At 26.9% G+C, this 23002-nt stretch carries 16 protein-coding genes, 1 pseudogene and 1 riboswitch; of the genes and pseudogenes, 5 read left to right on the top strand and 12 right to left on the bottom strand.

Annotation, left to right across the window (positions count from 1 at the left end):
* Window positions 1-388 (bottom strand): class I SAM-dependent methyltransferase (locus tag JWF52_RS10715; RefSeq protein ID WP_208333556.1); only part of this gene is annotated, 388 nt, incomplete at its 3' end.
* A gap of 67 nt (window positions 389-455) precedes the next feature.
* A complete protein-coding gene (locus JWF52_RS10710) occupies window positions 456-1307 on the bottom strand; it encodes a class I SAM-dependent methyltransferase (RefSeq protein ID WP_208333555.1) in 852 nt (283 codons plus the stop codon).
* Window positions 1308-1845: 538 nt separating this feature from the next.
* Between JWF52_RS10710 and JWF52_RS10705 the strand changes: the two genes are divergently transcribed.
* Window positions 1846-2703: a patatin-like phospholipase family protein gene (locus tag JWF52_RS10705; protein WP_208333554.1), complete on the top strand. Its 858-nt coding sequence runs from the start codon at window positions 1846-1848 to the stop codon at window positions 2701-2703.
* 81 nt (window positions 2704-2784) lie between these two features.
* Here the strand turns inward: JWF52_RS10705 and JWF52_RS19865 are convergent.
* The 3 genes and pseudogenes from JWF52_RS19865 to JWF52_RS10690 all read right to left on the bottom strand — a co-directional run.
* Window positions 2785-3032 (bottom strand): annotated as a pseudogene (locus tag JWF52_RS19865) (helix-turn-helix transcriptional regulator); the annotation flags it as partial.
* Between the two features lie 566 nt (window positions 3033-3598).
* Window positions 3599-5782, bottom strand: a complete 2184-nt coding sequence (locus JWF52_RS10695) for a glycoside hydrolase domain-containing protein (RefSeq protein WP_208333553.1) — start codon at window positions 5780-5782, stop codon at window positions 3599-3601.
* A gap of 135 nt (window positions 5783-5917) precedes the next feature.
* Window positions 5918-6439: a sigma factor-like helix-turn-helix DNA-binding protein gene (locus JWF52_RS10690; RefSeq protein WP_208333552.1), complete on the bottom strand. Its 522-nt coding sequence runs from the start codon at window positions 6437-6439 to the stop codon at window positions 5918-5920.
* Between the two features lie 815 nt (window positions 6440-7254).
* Here JWF52_RS10690 and JWF52_RS10685 point away from each other — a divergent pair.
* Both JWF52_RS10685 and JWF52_RS10680 read left to right on the top strand, forming a co-directional pair.
* Window positions 7255-7809 (top strand): hypothetical protein, encoded by a 555-nt coding sequence (locus JWF52_RS10685; RefSeq protein ID WP_208333551.1) that lies wholly within the window; start codon window positions 7255-7257, stop codon window positions 7807-7809.
* A 525-nt stretch (window positions 7810-8334) separates the two neighbouring features.
* Window positions 8335-9039: a hypothetical protein gene (locus JWF52_RS10680; RefSeq protein ID WP_208333550.1), complete on the top strand. Its 705-nt coding sequence runs from the start codon at window positions 8335-8337 to the stop codon at window positions 9037-9039.
* 167 nt (window positions 9040-9206) lie between these two features.
* Here JWF52_RS10680 and JWF52_RS10675 read toward each other — a convergent pair whose 3' ends face one another.
* The 4 genes from JWF52_RS10675 to pdxS form a co-directional block, all read right to left on the bottom strand.
* A complete protein-coding gene (locus JWF52_RS10675; RefSeq protein WP_208333549.1) occupies window positions 9207-16058 on the bottom strand; it encodes an NPCBM/NEW2 domain-containing protein in 6852 nt (2283 codons plus the stop codon).
* Window positions 16059-16220: 162 nt separating this feature from the next.
* Window positions 16221-16304: riboswitch (cyclic di-GMP riboswitch) on the bottom strand.
* A 198-nt stretch (window positions 16305-16502) separates the two neighbouring features.
* Window positions 16503-17264: a CPBP family intramembrane glutamic endopeptidase gene (locus JWF52_RS10670; RefSeq protein WP_208333548.1), complete on the bottom strand. Its 762-nt coding sequence runs from the start codon at window positions 17262-17264 to the stop codon at window positions 16503-16505.
* Between the two features lie 305 nt (window positions 17265-17569).
* Window positions 17570-18139, bottom strand: a complete 570-nt coding sequence (pdxT, locus tag JWF52_RS10665) for a pyridoxal 5'-phosphate synthase glutaminase subunit PdxT (protein WP_208333547.1) — start codon at window positions 18137-18139, stop codon at window positions 17570-17572.
* A gap of 1 nt (window position 18140) precedes the next feature.
* A complete protein-coding gene (gene pdxS, locus JWF52_RS10660) occupies window positions 18141-19019 on the bottom strand; it encodes a pyridoxal 5'-phosphate synthase lyase subunit PdxS (RefSeq protein ID WP_208333546.1) in 879 nt (292 codons plus the stop codon).
* 453 nt (window positions 19020-19472) lie between these two features.
* Here pdxS and JWF52_RS10655 point away from each other — a divergent pair, with 453 nt between their 5' ends.
* Window positions 19473-19886 (top strand): flavodoxin, encoded by a 414-nt coding sequence (locus JWF52_RS10655; protein WP_208333545.1) that lies wholly within the window; start codon window positions 19473-19475, stop codon window positions 19884-19886.
* Window positions 19887-20080: 194 nt separating this feature from the next.
* Here the strand turns inward: JWF52_RS10655 and JWF52_RS10650 are convergent, their stop codons facing one another.
* Together JWF52_RS10650 and JWF52_RS10645 are read right to left on the bottom strand one after the other, a co-directional pair.
* Window positions 20081-20833, bottom strand: a complete 753-nt coding sequence (locus tag JWF52_RS10650; protein ID WP_208333544.1) for an AAA family ATPase — start codon at window positions 20831-20833, stop codon at window positions 20081-20083.
* Window positions 20834-20945: 112 nt separating this feature from the next.
* A complete protein-coding gene (locus JWF52_RS10645) occupies window positions 20946-21131 on the bottom strand; it encodes a transcription initiation factor TFIIIB (protein WP_208333543.1) in 186 nt (61 codons plus the stop codon).
* 314 nt (window positions 21132-21445) lie between these two features.
* Between JWF52_RS10645 and JWF52_RS10640 the strand changes: the two genes are divergently transcribed.
* The gene (locus JWF52_RS10640; RefSeq protein ID WP_208333542.1) at window positions 21446-22642 is read left to right on the top strand and encodes a VanZ family protein; all 1197 of its coding nucleotides are present in this window, start codon (window positions 21446-21448) and stop codon (window positions 22640-22642) included.
* 54 nt (window positions 22643-22696) lie between these two features.
* On the opposite strand, the gene JWF52_RS10635 is transcribed toward JWF52_RS10640, so the two are convergent.
* Window positions 22697-23002, bottom strand: a 306-nt coding sequence (locus JWF52_RS10635; RefSeq protein WP_208333541.1) for a hypothetical protein, incomplete at its 5' end; no start/stop codon positions are given.

Genomic DNA, 23002 nt, shown 5'->3' with positions numbered 1-23002 from the left:
TTTTTCTTAATTTATTATCTTGAACATGATACATCGGTCCCATAACCAATACTACGTCAAATGAATTATCTTCAAATATATATAAATCACTACAATCTCCACATATATAGTCATTAGCTTTCATTTTTTCTTGTTCAATCTTTTCTCTTGCTACCTTTAATTCTTCTTGAGAAACATCATATAAAGTTACTTCATAACCCTTTTTTAATAATTCTATTGAATACCTTCCTGGTCCACATCCCATATCTAGTACCTTGCCTGATTTTTTAAAGTATTTATCTATCATGTATAAAGTTGTTTGAAACTCAATATAACTGTATAAATCTGATAATCTACTCCATTCTACTAATGCATTTTTATTATAATGATCTTTAACAATTTCAATCATTAGCATTCCCCCTAATGTATATATTTTTTATAATTGTATACGTGATTAACTTGTAAGTCTATATTTTTTATAATTTATTTTTATTCACATCCCAAACTAAAATACCAAGGTTCTTTTCACTATTTTCAATAAACATATTATTTTTTAAGTTATCTGTAACAAAACATTCTAACTTATCCATAACTTTTTCATCTATATCAATATATTTTTTATATCTTTTTATTAATTTACTTATCGCTTTTTCTTTATCCATTTTATATATCCAATTACAAGGAGTATAAAATACAATTGGTCTATAATTATTAAAATATAATATATTAAAAGGATATATTATATTACTTATATCATTTTTATCTATATTTTTACCTAAAATTTCATAATCACATTTATCTAGTATATTATTATTTTTCATTCCATCTGTACCTATATAGCAGCAATATCCTTTAGACGATTCATTCATTTTAAATAATGCATCTGAACTATAACATCCAGGATTTAAACTACAAAGTATAAAATCATATTTTTTATACATATTATTATCTTTCAAATCTAAACTGTTCCAATCATCTTTAATTATATTTATATTGTTTATACCTTGAAATTTTATCTTTTCTTTTAATGCTTCAAGCATCCCATCTGAATAATCTAGCGCATCTACATTTTTACAAACACCACTTAAGGCTATAGAATATGCTCCAGTACCACAACCTAAATCCAAAACTGTACTATCTTCATTTATATATCCACGATTTTCAAGAGTTTCTATTACTTCATCTATTCTTTCACTTCCTACTGATTCATCATAGTCTTTTGATGAGTTATTCCATATATTTATATTTTCTTTTGTAGTATTTTTGTTTAGTGTATAGTTTTTTCCTACTTCATTCCATTTCTTTTCCCAATAATTTAAATCATTCATATATTCCCCTCCTATAATTATGTAAATATAAATTTTTATACAAAAAAGGTCAGATGACTAAGTCTTCTGACCTTTTATAAATATCTTCTGATATTACAATTTTCTATTACAATATAATTGTAATATATCATATAGTATCTTTCAATATTAATAAAAAAGTCCGTATCACTAATGTGATACGGACTTTTTAGACACGTCAAAATTTATTTTTTAAATCAATTCAAAATCATTTTAATTATTATAGATCTCTCCTACTACTAATGTTGCTCATACCATATGATTACTCCTCCTTACAACTTAGTTTACTGTGTATAGTGATATTTTTAACTATTAAAATTTCATACATATATAGCCTATTAATAAACTTCCAAATAAATGATTATAAATTAAATATTTAATCTTATCTATAAGATTTTATAATTTTTTTAATAAAATAAATTTTATGGATTAATCCTAAATTTAATTAAGTGTAACCTATTTATCGCTTTAGTTGTGGTAAAATATTTATGATATAAATTTTAAATAAGAAGGGTTTAATATGGAAAAAGTAGGATTAATTTTAGAGGGTGGCGGTATGAGGGGTATATATACTGCTGGAGTATTAGATTTTTTTATCGAAAAAAATATAGAAGTAGATACTGTAATTGGAGTTTCTGCGGGGAGTTGCCATGCTGCATCTTATTTATCTAAACAATTTAAACGAGCATTCGATGTAACTGTTGATTATTTAGATGATAAGAACTATTTAAGCTTACGTAATTTTATAAAAACAGGCTCTATATTTGGTATGGATTTTATGTTTAATAAAATTCCAAATGAATTAAACATTTTTGATTATGATGCTTTTAGTAAGTCTAAATCGAAATTTATTGCAGTAACCACCAATTGTGAAACTGGGGAGCCTGAGTACTTTGAGTTAAAGGATTTGAATAAGGATATTATTTATTTACAGGCTTCTTGTTCTATTCCAATGTTTGCAAATATCGTAGAAGTTGATAATTATAAGTTGGTAGATGGTGGTGTTTCCGATTCTATTCCAATAGAGTATTCTATAAATAATTGTTGCAAGAGAAATATCGTTGTATTAACAAGGGATGAAAATTACATAAAGGGTAAGGTCAAGTTTTCTAATATTATAAAAAGAAAGTATAGAAAGTATCCTAAGCTTATAGATGCTATTGAAAGTAGACACCTTAATTATAATAAAAGCTTAGATTTGGTAAAGGAATTGTCTGAAGATGGTAATGCTCTTGTAATTAGACCTAAGAAACCTGTTAAGGTTAGTCAGGTTGAAAAGGATAAAACTAAGCTCATTACTTTATATAATGATGGTTATAACGATGCAAAAGAAGCTTATGAAGATATATTAAATTTTATTAAAAAGATCACTTACTAAAATATAAAAGGATTACTAATGTTAAGTTTCCACTTAATATTACTAATCCTTTTATATTTTATTTATTTTTCTTTTTTTCCATTTACTCCATGCACTGCTCCAATCAATTTCATCAACTATCATTTCTATACTTGTAAGATCCCCTCCAATATGACTTCCTCTACTAAAATGCTCAGCACTTACATTATAAAGTTGACTTAGTAATTTTACCTTAACTAATTCAGGAACAGTTTGGTCAGTTTCCCATTTGCTTACAGTTTGTCTGGATACACTTAGTTTTCAGCAACATCTTCTTGAGATAGACCAGATTTTTTACGCAAAGATAACAATTTTTCTCATAATGACATAATAATTACTGCCTTTTTTGTTTAAAATTAAAATATAGCTATAGTATACTAAAATTCAAAAATATTTTCTTTCAATCAAAATTGGCAATTTGTCAACTAAACTTAACGTTTTAAGAAGTAATATGTAATTTCTACAAGTACCTATACAAACCCTATATAAAACATTATCATTGACTTAAAAGATAAAGCATCTACTCAAGTGACTCAGACAGCAAGTTTTGAAATATCAGTTTTTATAAAATATCCGGATATGGTAAAAAATATACATCTATACCTAAAGAAGAATATATCATTTACTATGAAGATCATAAAAACAAATAAGTTTTGACTTTATAGCTTTATAGACTCTGACATAGCAGATGAATATTTCCATGCATATCAGATAACTATAAATAAATATAGAAATCTGTATATATTTGCATCTAAAGAAATTAATCAAAGATTTTTAAAAAGTTCTCTAACAAATGAAGAATTTAATTATATACACCTTGTATATAATTATTTAATTAAAAAAGAAGTAGATTAATCTACTTCTTTTTTAATTATTACTATTTTTTATCTTTTTCCTCAGTATCTGAATATGGAAATGCAGGGATCATACCTATAATAGCAGTTAATGCAGCTATTATTTCACTTAAGGCAACTCCTGCCGCTGAAACGATACCTCCTATATTAAGGAATATGAACAATATTAAAACAAGTAGCAAAGCGCTTGCAACGTTAGATGCTAGATTTTTAACTATTTCTACAAATTCTTTTAGCTCTTCTTTAAACCCTTTTGGAAATACAGTTATACTAAAGTATGCTGCTTCTGCTATTTCAGCTACATCTGCAAATTCAGGAACTTTTAATAGGTTTATTTTTGCTTCTATTTTTAGTCCTATAAAGTCATCTTTGTCATAAGTATATCCAATTGATATACTCCCCTCTCCCATATATTCACCAAGTTCACCTATAAAATTTTTCATGTCTTTGGCAAGGGGAATCCAACTTAACATACCAAGTATATTATCGAAAAGAGGAAATTCTAACTTTTTATCTTTAAAATCTAGTGTAAATAACATTGGACCGCTACCGACATTTAATTGAGTTCCTGATTTCAATACTATTTTATAATCTTTCCCATCTATAGTTTTTTCCCAATCAATAGCTGAATCTGGTACATCAGCACTTATACCAAATATCTTAAAAAATCCATTTGCAATTTCTGCAAATGTCATGCCAGCCATATGGTCTACACACTTGTCCCTACCACTATACAAATCATTATCTATATTTATAGCACCATCACCAGAGCCTATTACATATTCTTTTATTTGGTCAAAAGCCCAGTTCTTTGGAAGTGGATATCCTAAGTTACCTGAAAAACCACTAGACATATCTGAAACGAAACTTGTAACCGCGTATCCAGCTTCAGATACTCTGGTACATATATTTCTAGCTCCATATATACCTATCTTATATTTTCTAGGATTATGACCATCAAATCTTTGCTTAATAGCCTTGAAGTATGGAAGTATATTCGTAGTTACTTCTCCATCCATTGCATCAAAGTCTACCGCAAAGTATATAGTTGAGCCTGAAGGAATTTTATAAGTTACGGCATTTAATAAACACTCCTCAGCATCCATTCTACCTTGAGTAGCATTAAAATATCCTAGCTTATTACCTGATTTTTGGAATATAGGAAACCACTTCATACCATTTCTAAATATTACTCCTAATTCTTCAATAGTTATTCTTTTACTCATACCACCAGCTATATATCTTCCAGCGTATTTGTATCCATTAGCCTTTAAAGTATTAGCCCTAGCTTGAGTTATTGGTGTAGAACAGTCAAAAGCTTCACCCTTTCTATCTTTATCTCCGTAAGATATTAAAAGCGATAACCAAGTTTGCTTACCGCAATAACCATCAGGAACAAGTAGTGAAAATTCTTGGAATCTCTTTAATACTGATAATGTATTATTTCCAAATACTCCAGTAAATCCAGTTGGATCAAATCCGTTGCAATATAAACAGTACTGCATTATCCTTACATACGTAGTATTTTTACTACCAGGAGCTAAGGTAGGTAAACTAGCTTGAGTTGCAGGTCCTAAAACACCATTTGGCTGTGCTATTTTACCTTCAACTTGTAAAGCATAAATTAACGCTTTATTAGTATATCTACCATATCTACCATCCGTAGGTTGCAACCCTATCCACTTATGGTAATCTCTATTTAATGCTTGTTGTATCTCTCTTATTTTAGAATCTCCACCTGGTACTAAAACAAAAGCATCCATATTTAATAATGCCTTCATTATCATTTTACTTGCTATACCATTTACATCAGAACCAGCTAACCCAGCATTTTCTTGAAATTTTTTTATTCCAGCTTCTGTTTTATCACCAAAGGTTCCAGTAAATCCACCTGGAGAAAATCCCTTACACCACATAGCTCCTTGAAGTATATATACTAATCGTTTTTCGTGTTCATTCGGATTTAAGTTTTTCTTTAAAGTTGGACAAGCAGCCTCTGTTGCAGGTCCAAAATTACCATTTGGAGTACTAATTCCAATTTCTATTTGTAAGGCTCTTATAAGCCCTCTTATTGTTGGCCAACCAGTTTTACCACTTTCATCTATCGTAACCCAGTGGGCGTTTCTAAAGTATATTTCGTTAAGATACTGTTGAACTTCATAGACCATTTGGTCAAATCTTGCATTTGCATTTATTTTTTCTTTCATCTTTAATCCCTCTTTTTTAGTTTTGATTGTTGCATATATTAAATAGAATCAAGAAGTAAAAATGTAAACCAAGAGTTTTTAATTAATAAATAAAAACTTTAATTTATGATATACAAGTAAATAGTTAATATTATGTTATATATCAAATACTTTTCTTAGCTTATTTAAAGCTTTTTTATGCTGCTTATTTATAGCTTGTCTAGAAATATTCATTTCTCTTGCGATATCTGCTTCAGATAAGTTATCTAAATATATTTTTATAATAATATTTTTTTCTGTATCAGTTAAATTTTTAATTATATCATAAAACATAATATTACTATTCATATAGTTATATCCATTATATTCTAAGAAATTATCGCTACTTATCTCTTTAATATATATTTTATAATCTCTTTTATTTAGCTTCAAATACTTATTTCTTATAGATTTATATATATAAGAAAATACATATTTATCTTCTTTCAAAAATTCTTCCTTAATTTGAATTTCATCTAATAATATAATAATAGATAAAATTAATTCATTTTCTAAATCTTCACAGTAACTATATCTTTCTAATTTATAAATTATTGGTTTGAACTTATCTATTATTTTAACCAGGGATTCTGAGTTTCCATTTTTATACAGATTAATTAAATTACAAAGTTCATTCATAATGATGCTCTCCTTAATACATTTTAATGAGTTAAATCTTAGTTATAGAAATAAACTAATTAATTTTACACATTGCATTTGAAACCCAATATAAAATTATATAGCTGTCAATAACAAGATATTACAATTTATATATATGTAAACATCAGAATAAATGTTATTTCTTTACGAATAATATCTAATTTTATATAAATATATATCTTAGTATATCGTAATATATAAGCTGTTAATTTTTTAAAAATTCATATTATTTCGAATTTTGTATTTTCGTCACATTGATGCTTATATTTAAATTAAAAGTAAAAAATATGGCACCTGTATTTTACAGGTGCCACAAAGTTGCTTAAAGTATTTTTCTGAATTATCTATTTTTTATTAATTAAATTTATTATTTTTTAAATTCATGAAGTTTAATAAATTAACAAAACAATAAAGGAACAAAGGCTTCAATTTAATTTTGTTATTAAAAAGACTAGCCAAATACTATATATTTATAAAAATCCATTTTTATTATTAAGGTTAATAACTGTTGTGTCTAATTTCATTGTATATGTTAAAGATAAACTTAGAGGAATTTCTCGCAAAAATGTATATACAGGAATATGTATTGATAAAAAAAGTAATATACTAGAAAAAATTATGTACTGGTAGGGTTATAGTATATATTATAAGCAAAATACCTATTATAATTATACATTCCATATTTATAAGGAAATATTAAATTAAGCAACGATAAGATAGATAAAAATATGTTAAGATTAAATTATTCAAAGATAAATTAGAGTATACATATATTAACAAAGGAGGAAACAAAGATGATTATAAATTTTTATAACTCTAAAGATGATTACATAAAGCATGTTAGTTCGTCATCTAAGTTAATCGAGAAATTTTTAAACTTTTTCTTTATTATTTTTTTAATTATCGAAACTATAGGTATAACATTTAAATTTGAAGGGGCTTTTATGTTTTTTGTATTCATTGCAACATCAATGCTGTGTTTTATAATATATCTAATATATAAACTTATAACAAAACCAATTTTTTGTATAGTAAGTAAGATGTATGTAGAAAAAAATTTAAATAAAGTTCTCAATAATTATCCCAATATGATAGGTAATAAAATAATAGAAGTTAATAGCGATAAACTTATTATTAATACTAATGATGAACGTGCGGAGTATGATTATTCTAAAATAACAATAAACACTTTTCATAGTGATATTATAGATATAGGCTATAACATAAAAATACTCTGTACTATACCTACGAATGTTTTTAGTTCTAAAGAGGAAAAAGAAGAATTTATAAAATTAATTAAACAAAAACGTATAAAAGCTAGACAAAATAAAATAACAAAAGCTAAATAAGATTATTATAATAAATAATAAGGAGATTATGTTTTGATGATATATTAAAACATAATCTCCTTATTATCTATTAAAGTATATACATATCCTTGAATCCTTACTATTGTTAATACCCCTATTTCTAATTTCAAGTATCTTAGAAACTTCTTTGCATATACTATTTGCAAATTTATTTAAGATATTAATTTTTCTATTTTATTTAGATTCATATCATAAAATAGTTTGTACTTCAATTATTAAGTTTTTAAATTCAAACGTATCTTAATATATAAGTCTATCTAATAGTAATAACAATATATCAGCATATTTCTATATACAATCTATATATATTAAAAAATTTATTTATTTTAAGTTTATAATAAATTTTTATAAACTAAGGTTTACTTATTTTAAATTTTTAGCTATGTATATTAAAGAATTTATTTATTTTAAATTCTTTAATAAATTTTTATAAGCTAAGGTTTACTTATTTAAATTTTAGCTTATAAACATTAAAAATAAAATTGAAAGGTGTGTTAAATAGATATGGAAAATTTTGATCAATATTTTGAGAAGTTAAATTTTGAGGAAGTTGAGCCAAATAGAATTCTAAATCCTGAGGAGGTTGATGGCGAATTAGCAAGTGCTAACGATTTTACTGAAAATTCTATTGAAGTCTGCAATCACTTAAGAAATTCTAAAACTGCTTTATATTTTGGAGTAAATAAAAGTGGATCCAATATAAATGTTAGATCTAGTGCTGGTACAAATAACTCTATCGTCGCAAAAATGATGGTTCATGAAAGTTTTTGTTTTACAGGAATGAGAAGTTATCCTTCTGATGGTTATGAATGGCATCAAATAGAAATATTAAATCCATCTGGGAAATGGATAACAGGTTGGTATAGAGGTATGAATGGAGTAGGTTATTGGAAAAATAACCCTTATAGAAAATCCGGATCAAGACAATATTATTTGGTTAAACAAACTACTAATGCTTATACCCCTGGACAACAGTTTATGACGACATTAGAACCTGGTGATCAAGTATGGTGTGATTCACAGGCTAACAGTGGTAAATCTGGATCTAGTCAACATGATTGGATGTTATTTAATGGTTTTAGATTTAAAGGTGGTTTTGAAATGTCAATATATCAATATAGTGTTGGACAAGATTATGAAAGAATATCTTATGCATATGTAGACACTCAAATGAAACATGGAGCTTCTCACATAGTTGGAAACTGGTAAGAAATAAAAAAAGTGTGGTGATTTTAAAATCACCACATTTTTTATTTAATATAAAAAAGTTTGTACCAACAGTTTTGCTTAATCCATATTTATCAACCTGATTTTTAACTTCCTCTAAAACATCTTATTTTTCTTAAGTTATGTATAAAATTCTATATTTTATAATTTTATTTAATTTGTAATTCTTCTATAAAGTAGTTTAGTTGCCACATTACAGATTTTATTTCTTCTTCACTCTTATTTCCATCTTCTATGCAATCTTTAGCTAATTTTTTGCCAGCTTCAAAATTACTCCATCTTGCCTCAATATGAGTTGTTGCTCCCATCATATCTTTAGTAATAGTTTGGGCATGTTCTAACATTTTTCTAAGTTCTTTTATTTCTTCACTTTCAATACCTTCTCCATTAGGATTTGCAAAATGAAGTTTCGCTCCTCCCCACGACGCATGGTCTGAACCGATTCCATTTTTACCATCAGTTACTACAAGTTTTAACTCTTTAGCTCCATTTATACCAACTTCTACATATTTTTGAGAATCTCTAGAGTTCATAACTCCGCTATCAAATTTCTTAGTTCCATCTACATAAACTTCAAAGCTTACTGAAGCAACTGTTCCAAACATTTGTCTATCTACACCTACATATGAACTAAAGTATGCGTAGTCTTTATCAGTTAAATCATATGTTATAGTTGAAGTTGCATGTGCTCCTATACCTTTTTCATATACTACTTCTGCTCCATTTTCATCTGTTAATCTTAAAGCTTTATCACTCATTGATTTATCTTTATTTGGAGTTTTGTAACTATTTTGAGTAGATTTCCAATCATAATCACTTAAGTACTTATAATCTTGCATGTTTACTACTGCTATAGTTCTAGTTTTACTTATTTCGTTACCATCACTGTCTGTAACTTTATATGTTATAGGATATTTTCCTGGTTTATTAAAATTAACTTTACCAGTTACTTCAACTTTTGAAGTTATATCTCCATCTTCTGCATCTAGTGCAACATAATTTTCATTTAAGTCTATTTTTTCACCTAATTTAGTTGCAACTGATTTTGGTATAATTAATTTTGGCTTAGAGTTTGTAGTGTATAACTTAGTATCTGCCCATGAAGCAAAATCTCCAAGTCCTCCATCTCCTGCGTCATTTGCTACTAATTTTAATTCTTTTACTCCAGCTACAGGTATATTTACAAATTCAGCTTTACTATCTCTTCTTATTGTATCTGAAATATATACTTCTTTTCCGTCTGCAAATATTTTAAATATTATACTTGTTCTATTGTCATTATAGTTTTTGTCTGTACCTAGATATGTTGTAAAATGAGTGTAATTTCCATCTAAGTTATACACTATTTCTGCATTTGTGGCTGCTCCTATACCTTTATTAAACTCTTTTATTTCTCCATTTACATTAAGCTTTATTTTATTACTTGTATTTACTGCAAAATCTTTGTTTACATTTTTCCATCCAGATACTGCTGATTTCCAGCTAATATCACTTATGTATTTATCTTCACTATAAACTACGACTTTTCTTTCCTTTGTTATTATATTTTTATCACTATCTGTTACTTTATAAGTTATAGTATATTCTCCAGTTTTACTTGTAGTAAATCCATTGCTATTAACTTCAACTTTATTAGCTATATTTCCATCTTCTTGATCATTTGCAACTACATCTGACATTAAATCAAATTCACTATTTAATTTTACAAAAGTATTTTCTTCAACTTTTAAAGTTGGGAATTTAGCTTTTATTATTTCTTCAGCTTTATTTAAATCACTTTCAAACAATTTAAATGCAGGATGATTTTTAACCTCTTCTCTTAAAGCTGCTACTTTTTCTAATGTATTATATTTTTCTGTTATCTCAGTTTTACTATTATCAGTAAATAAATCATTACTTACTTTATCTGATAAAGTATCTTTTTTATAAAATGATACTTCACTTAAACTTGCCCAACCTTGATTAGCTTCAATGAATTTGAATTTAACTCTTCTTACATTATTCTTAGATATTTTAAATTCTACAACATCAGTATTACTTCCAGTATATTCACCTTTTCCTGATAATACAAAGTCGTCTCCTTGTGCCTCATCTGAAACATATATTTCAAATTTTCTAGCAAATCCTTTACCACCAGCATCTCTTCTAGCAGAATAGGCCATTTTATCTATATCAGAATTTTGCCCTAAGTCAAATATAACTTCATTATTAAATGAGCTACTATTTACTTTTCCTGTTTCCCAATGAGTATTTATGTTATTATCTATAGCCTTTGCTATAACACTGCTACCATAATTTCCACCATTGTTACTTACAGATTTTACTGGTAATTTAAATTCTTTATTGTACTTAGCTAAATTATCAAATTGACCAAACTTAGATTTATTAACTGATAATTCTTCATATACCGTTATATATGATTTTTTCTCTACTGAGTTTTTATCACTATCAGTTACTTTATATACAACTTCAAATCTTCCAGCTTGTCCTTCTTTATAATTGTTAGATATTATTTCTATCTTCGAAGTCAAGTTTCCATCTTCAGCATCTTTTGCTATAACACCGCCCATAATGTCTACTTTATCTCCTAATTTATAAACCTTATCTTTAGCAGTTATAACTGGCTTTGAATTATTAGTAGTTAGTTTTGGATTAGCTATTATACCATGGTCTGAACTATTTCCATTTCCACCATCATGTATTTCTATAACTAATTCTTTTACACCTTTAACATCTACGTTTATATTTATCATATTATCTGCATGTTTTAAAACTGGTGTAGTAGCTAATGTTTTTCCATCTCCTACTATTTTAAATGTTATACTAGATTTATCTTGTGCTTGTAATCCCATATCTACTCCAAGCAAAGCTTCAAATTTATCATAATCTTTACCAGATAAGTCATAGACTATTTTACCATTTGCATGTATTCCAAATCCTTTTTCAAATGTCTTTATGTCTCCATTTACTCTGCCTTTTATATTAGTATTTCTTCTTGGAGTACCATATTTAGTCTCTACAGATTTCCACTGATCATCTGATAAATAATCATAATTACTTACTACTTCAACTGATACGACCTTTTCTGTAGTTATACCTGCATCTTCTAAAGTATATATAACTTTGTATAAACCTTTTTTAGCAGTATTTACGTTACTTTCAAATTTAACCTTAGAAGTTAAATCTTGTCCATTGTTACTATTTCCCTTAACATAATCCATAGGGTTAAATTCTTCATTTAATCTTAGAATTAATTTATCTTGTTGAACTTTTATACTTGGTGAGAATGAGTTTATAGCAACTTTATCTCCAGTTCCTAAGTTAAGGTCATAAGGTACAACTTCGTACTTAGAATTTTTGCTATGGTCTGCACTAGTATCTATAAAGCTATTGTTTGAAGTAAATCCTATTATTTCACCATCTTTGATTACTTCAAATCCTAGTAAATCTGATTTAGCATTATCTTTTACATTAAATGTTATCTTCGTTTTATTTTCAACTTGATTTAATGAAACTTCTAATACATTCTTATCAACAAATCCTTTTCCTTTATAATCAAATTTATTATCATTTAAGTACCAAATTTTCTTACTTGGCTTTGGATACTTACTAGTTTCTTGTCTAGTCTCTTCGTTTACTTCAAATCCATGTCTTGCAAAATATCCACTTAAATCTTCTCCAATTACTTCAGATGAGAATTTAATTAAGTATTGCATTTTTAAATTAGTAGGATTTTCTTCCCCAAGGCTTACATTTCTTTCTCTGTATAATCTATTTAATTGTCCCCAATAACCTGGCTTGTACATTTCTAATTGCCAGTAAACTGCTAGATTCTCGAAGAATCCACCTTCAGTATATTTATTAGAACTTTCACTTAATACATTTTTGTAAACATGAGAGTCATATGGTATTCTCTTATCTAATTTATTATAGTATCCAGACATATACATAGGTAGCATATTGTTTGTTACTTCACCAAATACTCTTGCTCCTACATCCATTCTATGTCCTATTTCATGAGTTAACCCCCAAGATCCGCCTCTATCTTCAAATGGAACTAATAAACTTGCCATAACATCACCTTGAACACCAATATGTCCTGATGCTGCATACATATATCCAAATGGTTGAGCAAGTCTTACATTATCTCTTATATATTTAGGATCATTTTTTATGCTACTTCCATCTAAAGCATAGTATTTAAATAATTCTTTCATATGAGTATTATAAGATTTTATAGTATCTAAAGGATTTACACCTTGCTCTATGTAAGCTTGATATGCACCTGTTGCAGTACCTGTCCAGAATATGTGGTCACTTACAAATTCAAATGTATCTATTACTTCTCTGTCTAATACATTAGGGTTTTTCTTTTTATCTTCATCAATTTTCTTTTTATATTCTATTAAGAACTTTTTAAATTCTTCTATATTAGTATCTTTTGTTACAAATGGGAATTTTTGTCCTCCAACAAATCTTATTACTGGTGCCTTAGGCTGTTGCTCAGGTGTATAAGGATTTACAATATATATTGGTCCACCTTTAGTTACATCATGATGATACTCCTTATCTTTTGGTATTTCTGGTACAGTTATAATATTTTTACCTGGATGAAGGCTTAATGTTCTTCCCCAAGTTGACCAACTTCCCTCTTGTTGTGAAAAGAATATTTGAGGTAGAGGTCCTTTAGGGTCTGCATCTACATAAACAGTTAATTTTTCACCTGGCTTTGCTAATACTCCTGTTGGTTGATTATTATTTCCAAATCCAAATTTTAAATTCTTGTCTGCATGTTGTACCATATCACCATGTTGTTCTGCTACTACTACTTTTGTAGTTTCTAATTTACCTTGAACTATATCTTTTGCAGTATTTATATCTACTTTAAATAATTCTTCTAATGGATGTCCTTTTACTTCATTTTCTAGAGCACTTAATTTTTCTAATGTGTTGAAGTTCTCTGCTACTTCATTCATTAATCCATTTGTAAATAAAGATTTCATTTTATCATAAACTTTGTCTTCTTTATATAACCTTAAGTCTCCAATTGAAGCCCAGCTGTCTTGCACATTATCAAATACAAACTTTAATCTTTTTACTTTCGTTGGATTAAATTGTACTTCTAATAAATCACTTGTGACTGTATATTCTCCAGTAGTTATCTTACTAAAGTTATCTCCCTTTGTTGTTGGTGAAACATATATACTAAAGTTTTTAGCAAATCCTTTACCACCATTTCTACTTTTATATACTAGTCTATTTAAAACTTGATCTTCTTCTAAAGTTAAGTTTACTTCATTTTTAAATGAATCAGAGTTTGGTCTTCCTGTTTCCCAATGTGTATTTACATCTTCATCAACTGCAAATTTTAATGCTGATCCTCCGTATTGACCGCCATTATTCGATATATTTGCTATTTTTTCACTACCTATTCTAAACGCTTTATCATACTCATTTATATGAGACGTGTAAAAAGGTGTAAATTTACTTATAATTGCATTAGTAGATGTTACTTCTCCTTGTTGTACTAATTCTATAGCATTTAGTAAATTCTCTTTATAATCTTCATAAAACGGATGACTTTTAGCTTCTTCTTCTAATACTTTTATTTTTTCAACAGTATTAAATTCGTCACCAATTTGACTCATAGCAGAATCTTTAAATAGTCTATCCATTTTTTCGCTTAATTCATCTTGAGTGTATAACCCAAACTCAGCTGCACAAGCCCAGTTTTCATATCCTTTTTTAAATACAAATTTAACCCTTTTAAACTCTGTTGGATTAAATCTTATTTCAATAGAATTTTGAGTTATTTGTGATGTTCCACTAGATACTAAGTCAAAAGTGTCACCTTTAGATGTTGTTGAAGCGTATATATCGAATGCTTCAGCAAATCCTCTATTTGAACCACGAGGTGCAGTATATACTATTCTATTTAATTTAGTTAATTCACTTAATTCCATTACAACTTCATTTGTAAAACTTGAAGAATTTTGCTTAGCCGAATGCCATTTAGTCTGTGGATTTCCATCTATTGCTCTAGATATTGCATTTTCTGCATAACTTCCACCGTTAGCAATTATCGATACTATCTTATTAGAAGGTAGTTTGTAAATTTCATTATATGCTGGAAGTAAGTCACTGTTTATATCTTTAAACTTAGATACTTTTGCATCAGTATAGCTAACTTCTTTTTTATCAACAATTAATTTAGCATTATCTATATCTTCTTTAAAATCCCCGTATAGTGGATGATTTTTAACTTCTGATTCTAAAGCAATTATTTTTTCTATACTATTAAATTCTTCACTAACTTGATTCTTAGAACTATTTATAAATAAGCTTTTCATTTTATCACTTATTTCATCTTCTTTATAAAACATAAATTCTGATGCTGATGCCCAATCTTGATTAGCTTTTTTAAATTTGAATTTTATTCTTTTAAATTCAGTTGAATTGAACTTAATCTCTACTATATCTCCGCTAGATCCTTTATACTCTCCACTAGTTACTAGTCTAAAGTCATCACCTTCATTTGTAAGAGATGTATATATTTCAACTTCTTGAGCAAAACCTTTACCTTTTGCAGATGCTTGTCTTGCCGCATATACGATTCTGTTTAAGTTAGTTACTTCATTTAACCCAACTACTACTTCATTTGTGAATTCTGAGCTATTTGGTTTTCCAGTTTCCCAGTGTGTCTTTAGATTTCCATCTATAGATTTCTCAATGTTGTCACTTCCATATTTTCCACCATTGTTAGTTATAGATGTTATGTTTGAGTTGTCCATTTTGAATACTTCATTATAAGCATTTAATTTATCATTATTATATAAATCAAATTTACTTATAGTAGCTTTCTTAACTTCATTTTCAGATGAAATTTCTAATTTTGAAGTGTTGCTGTTCGGTATCTCACTTGCTAAAACTTCTATTGTTGTAGCTGAGAAATTAGTGATTATTGCTGCCATAGTTACGGCTGCTATTTTTTTTCTGTGCATATTTTTACCTCCTGATTAGTTTTGTAACCCTCAGAAGTACATTAAAAAAGCTACTCAAAAAGAGTAGCCTTGTATATTACCTAATAAATTTAATATTTTCACAATAAACAAAAGTAATAATATTAATTAACTAAGCTTAAAAACAAAAAGTATAATGTACTCTTTGGCAACTGGCTGACATAGTTATAAACCTTAGTCCCTATAGCTTTGCGTCCCCAGATTTCCCTAGGTTTGCCTATTTAATTTTATTTTAAAATTATTTTCATTATTATTATACATTTTTTTCCATAATTTGCATAGTATAAATTTTCATTTAATTTTGATTAATCAGACTTAATTGATTTTTTATCAACCTTTAGAATTCTTAGTTTCTATATCTGATTTATTTACTATCTTAATTATGCGTTCTACTCTTTAAAATTAATAATTTATAATATTATTTTTTCATAATTTTTCTTGAAATATATAAAATATTATAATTGCAGTAATTAATGTAAAAATAGATGTAATTAAATTTGAATCTACTGAAACATAAAATACATAAAAACAAGCATTGTCTATTGCATGAAGAAGTATACACAACCAAATACTTTTTGTTTTATAAAATAAGGGAGTCATTATAAATGATGTAGAAATACAACTTATAGCAAATGGTATAAACATAAGTTTTTGTTGATGTGAACCTACAACAAACCACATTGGAATATGCCAAATTGACCAAGCACATCCAACTATTAAAGTAGCTATAGTTGGAGAAAATCTTTCTAGAAGCTTAGGTAATAGAAATCCACGCCATCCAATTTCTTCAAGTCCTCCTCCTATAATTGCAAAAGGTACAATAAAAATAATTAAGCTAAGTGGATATCGTAGCATCAGTAAATTTTTACTTTGAGTTTTAAAAGCTATATATGCAGATACCCATAATACAATTGGAGCAAAAATAGTATATAAATACATAATCGGCTTTTGTTTTATATTTATTATAGATTTTAAAAATAATTTAAATTCATTAGTTTTATTATAGTATCTTTTAAATGTAATAAGTGCTGCAATAGAAGGTGAATATCCTGCAATACCATAAATTATCATAAAAATAGGTGTACCGAAAGTTAATATATTAAATTGTGTTGTTATTATCGATATTGTATAAAAAATCATACTTATGGTGATTAATGAAATCGTGTAAAACTTCAATTCCTTATTCATATATTACCCTCCTTACCTACCTATATTTTTTTGTATTATATATAAATTTATTATGCCACTACTATTAATATTACTTGCATAAAAATAAAGCCTATTATATTTAATTATTGTAGGCTTTATAATAATCTCAAATTTGTATATTTTAAATTAATTTATGATAATTTTTTAAACTCTTTTACTATTTTAGCTGAGTTAAAGTTGACTTAAAATAACGTAATATTTATAGATTGTAAAGATAGGTTTTACATAAAAAAAGCTATAACTTCATGGTCATAGCTTTTTACTTATAGCTATTTTAGTAATATCTAATTTCTTTTTTTAACCATATCTAAAAAATACTTATGAACTCTTAAATCATCAGTTAATTCAGGATGAAAAGATGTAACTAGCATATTATTTTCTTTTGCTGCTACTATCTTTCCATTAACTTTTGATAGTACTTCTACTTTATCACCTACATTTTTAATATAAGGCGCTCTTATAAATACCATAGGAATATTATCTCCTATGTAATTTACTTTTTCTTCTGTATTAAAACTTCCTAATTGTCTTCCATATCCATTTCTTACAACTTCTATATCCATTGTGCCAATATGTACATCATCATTTTCAATTTCTTTAGCAAGTAAAATCATACCTGCACAAGTTCCCCATACAGGAGTTTTTTCTAAAATTTTTTCTTTTAATGTATCATATAAATCTAGTGTTTTAAGTAATTTTCCTATCGCTGTACTTTCTCCACCAGGTATAATAATCCCATCAATATTTTCAAAATCTTCTTTATTTCTAATCTCTATATATTCTATATCTAATTTTTTTAATATATTTATATGCTCTCTATAAGCACCCTGCATTGCTAATACCCCTATTTTCATATTACCATCCTCTAACTGCTAACTTCTCTTCATTTTGTAAGCTGCTTACAGATATTCCACTCATAGCATCACCTAGATCTTCTGATATCTCAGCTAGTTTTTTAGGATTATTGTAATGTGTAACTGCCTTAACTATAGCCTCTGCTCTCTTCTCAGGATCATCTGATTTAAATACACCAGATCCTACAAATACACCATCGCATCCAAGTTGCATCATTAAAGCTGCATCCGCTGGAGTTGCAATTCCTCCTGCTGCAAAGTTAACTACTGGCAACTTACCATTTTCGTGAACATATTTTATTAAATCATATGGAGCGCCCATTTCCTTAGAAATGTTCATAAGCTCTTCTTCTCCCATAGATACTACTTTTCTTATATCGGATATCATAGTTCTCATATGTGTAACTGCTTCAACTACGTCACCTGTTCCAGCTTCACCTTTAGTTCTTATCATTGCACAACCTTCACCAATTCTTCTTAGTGCTTCTCCTAAATTTCTAGCTCCACATACAAAAGGAACATTGAACTTAAATTTATCAATATGATATATATTATCTGCTGGAGTTAATACTTCACTCTCATCTATAAAATCTACTTCTAAAGCTTCAAGTATTTGTGCTTCTACAAAATGCCCTATTCTAACCTTTGCCATTACTGGTATACTTACCGCTTCTTGAATTTCTTTAATCATTTTAGGGTCTGACATTCTTGCTACCCCACCATCTTTTCTTATATCTGATGGGACTCTTTCTAAAGCCATTACTGCACAAGCTCCTGCTTTCTCTGCTATTATTGCTTCAGCTGGATTTGTAACATCCATTATTACTCCACCTTTTAACATTTGTGCTAAATTTTTATTTAATCCATATCTACTATTCATATAAAATTCCCCCTAATATTAAATTTTTACTTTATCAATAAAAATAGTAGTACAATTTACATATATTATCAATTAACACCTTATAAGATGCTTATTTTATCCAATTGTATCCATACATTTTTTGTATTTAAATACAATATATAAAATTACTATATCTATATTTATATATTTTTAAGCTCCAAGCAATATTTTAAATGTATAGTCAAACATTAACTACCTATAAAAACACTTTAAAAATTATGTTAACTGTAACAAACAACAATAAATTGATGGTATAGTTTTTGGTATTGAAAATTTCATATTATAAAAATTTAAAATAAAATACTCTAGTTATAAGCTATTTATCTTGAGTATTTTATTTTTATTGATATTAATTATCATTTTTATTTACAAATAATTATTAGTGTGCTATTATCTAATTAAGTTAAATAATATTTACGGAGGTAGATTGATATGAATAAAGTTAATATAATATATTGGAGTGGTACAGGAAACACTGAAACAATGGCTCAATCTATATTTTCAGGTTGTAATGATGATGCTAAGTTATTAAGTGTTGATAAAGCTACTCTAAATGATATAGATGAATCTGATGTATTATTTTTAGGTTGCCCTGCAATGGGAGATGAAGTTTTAGAAGAAGGTGAAATGGAACCTTTTATGGAAAGTATCTCTTCTTTAGATAATAAAAAAGTAATACTATTTGGATCTTATGGTTGGGGCGATGGCCAATGGATGAGAGACTGGGAAGAAAGAATTACAAGTTTAGGAGCTAATATAGTTGAAGAAAGCGTAATTGCAAATTATGACCCAGAAACCTCAACATTAGATTCACTTAGATCTTTAGGTGAAAAATATTCTAAATAAAATTCGCTACACTCATGTAAACAACGACCTGCAAATCAGGTCCATTGATCAAATTTAGTAGTTAAAATTCTTTCTGTTGTATTTAATTATTTATTTACAACTTAAAATTTAAATATTATTGTATACACATTTTAGATCCCCTAGTAATCATTTTGATTTCTAGGGGATCTTATTTAATTTAAATATATATTTAATTAACTCATAAGTATTTTTAAAAACTTTTCTCTATTATTTAAAAAGTCTTGAGTAATTTGATAATTTTCACTTTCTTCATAATTTACAGTAGTTATCTGTTCTTCTTTTATCTCATATATTACTGAATTTGGATAAGCCATAAGTATTGGCGAATGAGTTGCTATTATAAATTGACATCCTTCATTAACAAGTTCATTTAATCTAGTTAATACTGCCATTTGCCTTGCTGGAGACAAAGCTGCTTCTGGTTCATCAAGAATATAAATTCCATTTCTTGAAAACTTGTTTAGAAAAATAGATAAAAATGATTCTCCATGAGATTGCTTATGTAAGGATACTCCTCCATACGCGTTTATAATCGGCATACCCATAGTCTCTTTATCAAGTTCATCTATATTAGATGCAACATTGTATAAAGATTCTGCTCTTAGAAAAAATCCTTGCCTAGGCTTTTTAAATCCTTTTGATAGTGTTATGTATTTATGTAAGTCTGAATGACTATCACAAGTTGAGAAGTTAAAGCTTTTGCTACCACCTTCTGGATTAAATCCGTAAGATACTGCTATAGCTTCTAATAGTGTGGATTTTCCACTTCCATTTTCGCCAACTATGAATGTAACTTTAGGATGAAATTCTAGCTTGTCTAAGTTCTTTATAATTGGTAGACAAAATGGATACTTATTTTTACTCTCTATTTTATCTTTGTTTAATTTTACATATCTAATATATTGTTTAATATTTATCTCTTCCAATAGTAATCACTCCTTACAAACTTAGTATAACACGTTATTGATTTTAATTAAGATTATTCATAAGCTATAAAAGTAAACTTACTTAAAACTATAAGATTAACACCCTAAAAATTTATTTAAATCTCTTTGGCTTCTCTACTCTCATAGCTATTATATAACCACATTCTGTGCATATATATGCTATTACATTTGAGCTAAATCTAAATGAATCCATTGGATGCATACTTCCATAACCTTTTTGTATTCCTCGCTCTATTTCATCGCAACCACAATTTGGACATTTATCAATGTTTATCATATATTCATTCTCCTTAATTATAATATTTGTATTTTATAGTATAATTTATCTATTTTTAAAGTTTCTTCTTTAACTTTTCCTAATTCATTTTAGGTAGTTGTCATAATTAATTACTATATTTTCTATCTTAGCATAATTTAATTTCTTAGATTTACTAATAAACTATCAAATTAACTTTAACTTTTCAATAGATTGTGCTTAAAATGCCGTTTTTTGTACCTAAATAGGTATAATTTCATAAAACTAGTATTATATGATATAATTAACAATCGTAGTTATAAATCGAAATTGACAAAACATAAGGGGGTAAATTAATGATAAATGCAAGTTTTTCAATAGTTATGATTTTAACTATTATTGCATGGGGAATATATAGATTGGTTCTGTATAAACGAAATAAAAAAATAAATATATTAAGAGAATGTGTATTACTGTTATTTTTATTATACTTTTTAGTACTACTACTAGTAACAGTATTTAAGTATTCAGCAATATCATTTAGTAATCCATTAGATAAATATGTTTATAATAAATATGGAGTTTTTGGAATAATAAATCTTATTCCATTTAAAGAAACTATATCTACATTAACAGATAATCATGTGCCTATTATGATGCCTATAAGAAATATAGTTGGAAACATATTATTATTCATACCACTAGGTTTAATGATTCCTATATTATTTGAAAAGTATAATAAGTTATCTAAAATATTTTTTCTAGGATTTATTTCATCATTAAGTATAGAGGTAGTTCAGTTATTTGTAGGAGATAATGTATCTGATATAGATGATGTTATTTTTAATACCACTGGCGCAATACTAGGTCTATTATGTTATAAGTTATTAAAAAAAGTAGTTAAAAAGACTAAACTTAATAATACTTTAGAAAGTATAAATGATTCTTATACAGAAAACATATTTAACAAAAGTATAAAAGTCTTATCTATGATAAGTATATTGATAGTTAGTGTATATACTTATTATGTTTATGATCAAACAGGGTCCGATAAATTATCTAATCAAGAATTAGCCATGGAAATTTTCAAAGATAATAGTGGAAAATTTATTGATTCTAAAGATTTAGAAGATAAGAAATTTTATCTTTTCAAAAACGAAGACGGATTAGCTACGCAAGCCTTAGTTAAATATGGTAAATCTAGATATGCAAATTCATATGAAAGCTATGGGTATTATATTGGAAATGATGTGGGATATACTATAGATTTTATGTCTAAATTAGAACCATCAACAGATAAAATTACTTATAGTGTTATTGTTTACGGTAAAAATAGCAATGCTTCTAAATTGGTTATTACTTTAGATAAAAAAGATTATAAAATTGACCTAAAAACCAACGATTATTTCTTAGCCGTATATCCAGAGTATTTAGAAATAGACGAAGATATAATAAGTAATATTCATAATGGTGTAAATAGCGAAGATTTTACAATTAAATTTTTAGATAGTAATGGAAATATTGTAAAAGATATGAAATTTAAAAAAGAATGATAAATAAAAATGACTGTATTTATACAATACAGTCATTTTTATTTATTCAATTTGTTATTTTTGTATTTCTACATTATTTTTTATGTATTCTAAAGAGTTAACTTTATTTATATTATTAATCTTTATACTATAATTTTCTTTAGATGAACTTGAACTAATATAAATTTCTTTATATTTATAATCAGTTTCTTTAAATGCATTTATTATTTCATAGGCACCCTTTGAAAATTCATCAGAATTATTATAAAGATATTCTTCACTACTTATCTTATTTATATCTTTATATAAACATAAGTCTAATGACTCTATTTCTTTATTTGAATAGTTTTTTGTTAAATCGTAATCTATATCATATTTTTC

Origin of the sequence: Clostridium sp. CCUG 7971, assembly GCF_017590215.1 — a bacterium.
Lineage (GTDB): Bacteria > Bacillota > Clostridia > Peptostreptococcales > Peptostreptococcaceae > Faecalimicrobium.
The sequence above is the reverse complement of the archived record's forward strand: the minus strand, read 5'-3'. Positions and strand labels throughout refer to the sequence as shown.

Bases quoted from the DNA above. Each gene is read 5' to 3' on its own strand.
- JWF52_RS10695 (WP_208333553.1), bottom strand. From the start codon at position 5,782: ATGAAAGAAAAAATAAATGCAAATGCAAGATTTGACCAAATGGTCTAT.
- JWF52_RS10680 (WP_208333550.1), top strand. From the start codon at position 8,335: ATGGAAAATTTTGATCAATATTTTGAGAAGTTAAATTTTGAGGAAGTT.
- JWF52_RS10705 (WP_208333554.1), top strand. From the start codon at position 1,846: ATGGAAAAAGTAGGATTAATTTTAGAGGGTGGCGGTATGAGGGGTATA.
- pdxT (WP_208333547.1), bottom strand. From the start codon at position 18,139: ATGAAAATAGGGGTATTAGCAATGCAGGGTGCTTATAGAGAGCATATA.
- JWF52_RS10645 (WP_208333543.1), bottom strand. From the start codon at position 21,131: ATGATAAACATTGATAAATGTCCAAATTGTGGTTGCGATGAAATAGAG.
- JWF52_RS10670 (WP_208333548.1), bottom strand. From the start codon at position 17,264: ATGAATAAGGAATTGAAGTTTTACACGATTTCATTAATCACCATAAGT.
- JWF52_RS10655 (WP_208333545.1), top strand. From the start codon at position 19,473: ATGAATAAAGTTAATATAATATATTGGAGTGGTACAGGAAACACTGAA.
- JWF52_RS10690 (WP_208333552.1), bottom strand. From the start codon at position 6,439: ATGAATGAACTTTGTAATTTAATTAATCTGTATAAAAATGGAAACTCA.
- JWF52_RS10710 (WP_208333555.1), bottom strand. From the start codon at position 1,307: ATGAATGATTTAAATTATTGGGAAAAGAAATGGAATGAAGTAGGAAAA.
- JWF52_RS10640 (WP_208333542.1), top strand. From the start codon at position 21,446: ATGATAAATGCAAGTTTTTCAATAGTTATGATTTTAACTATTATTGCA.
- JWF52_RS10685 (WP_208333551.1), top strand. From the start codon at position 7,255: ATGATTATAAATTTTTATAACTCTAAAGATGATTACATAAAGCATGTT.
- JWF52_RS10675 (WP_208333549.1), bottom strand. From the start codon at position 16,058: ATGCACAGAAAAAAAATAGCAGCCGTAACTATGGCAGCAATAATCACT.
- pdxS (WP_208333546.1), bottom strand. From the start codon at position 19,019: ATGAATAGTAGATATGGATTAAATAAAAATTTAGCACAAATGTTAAAA.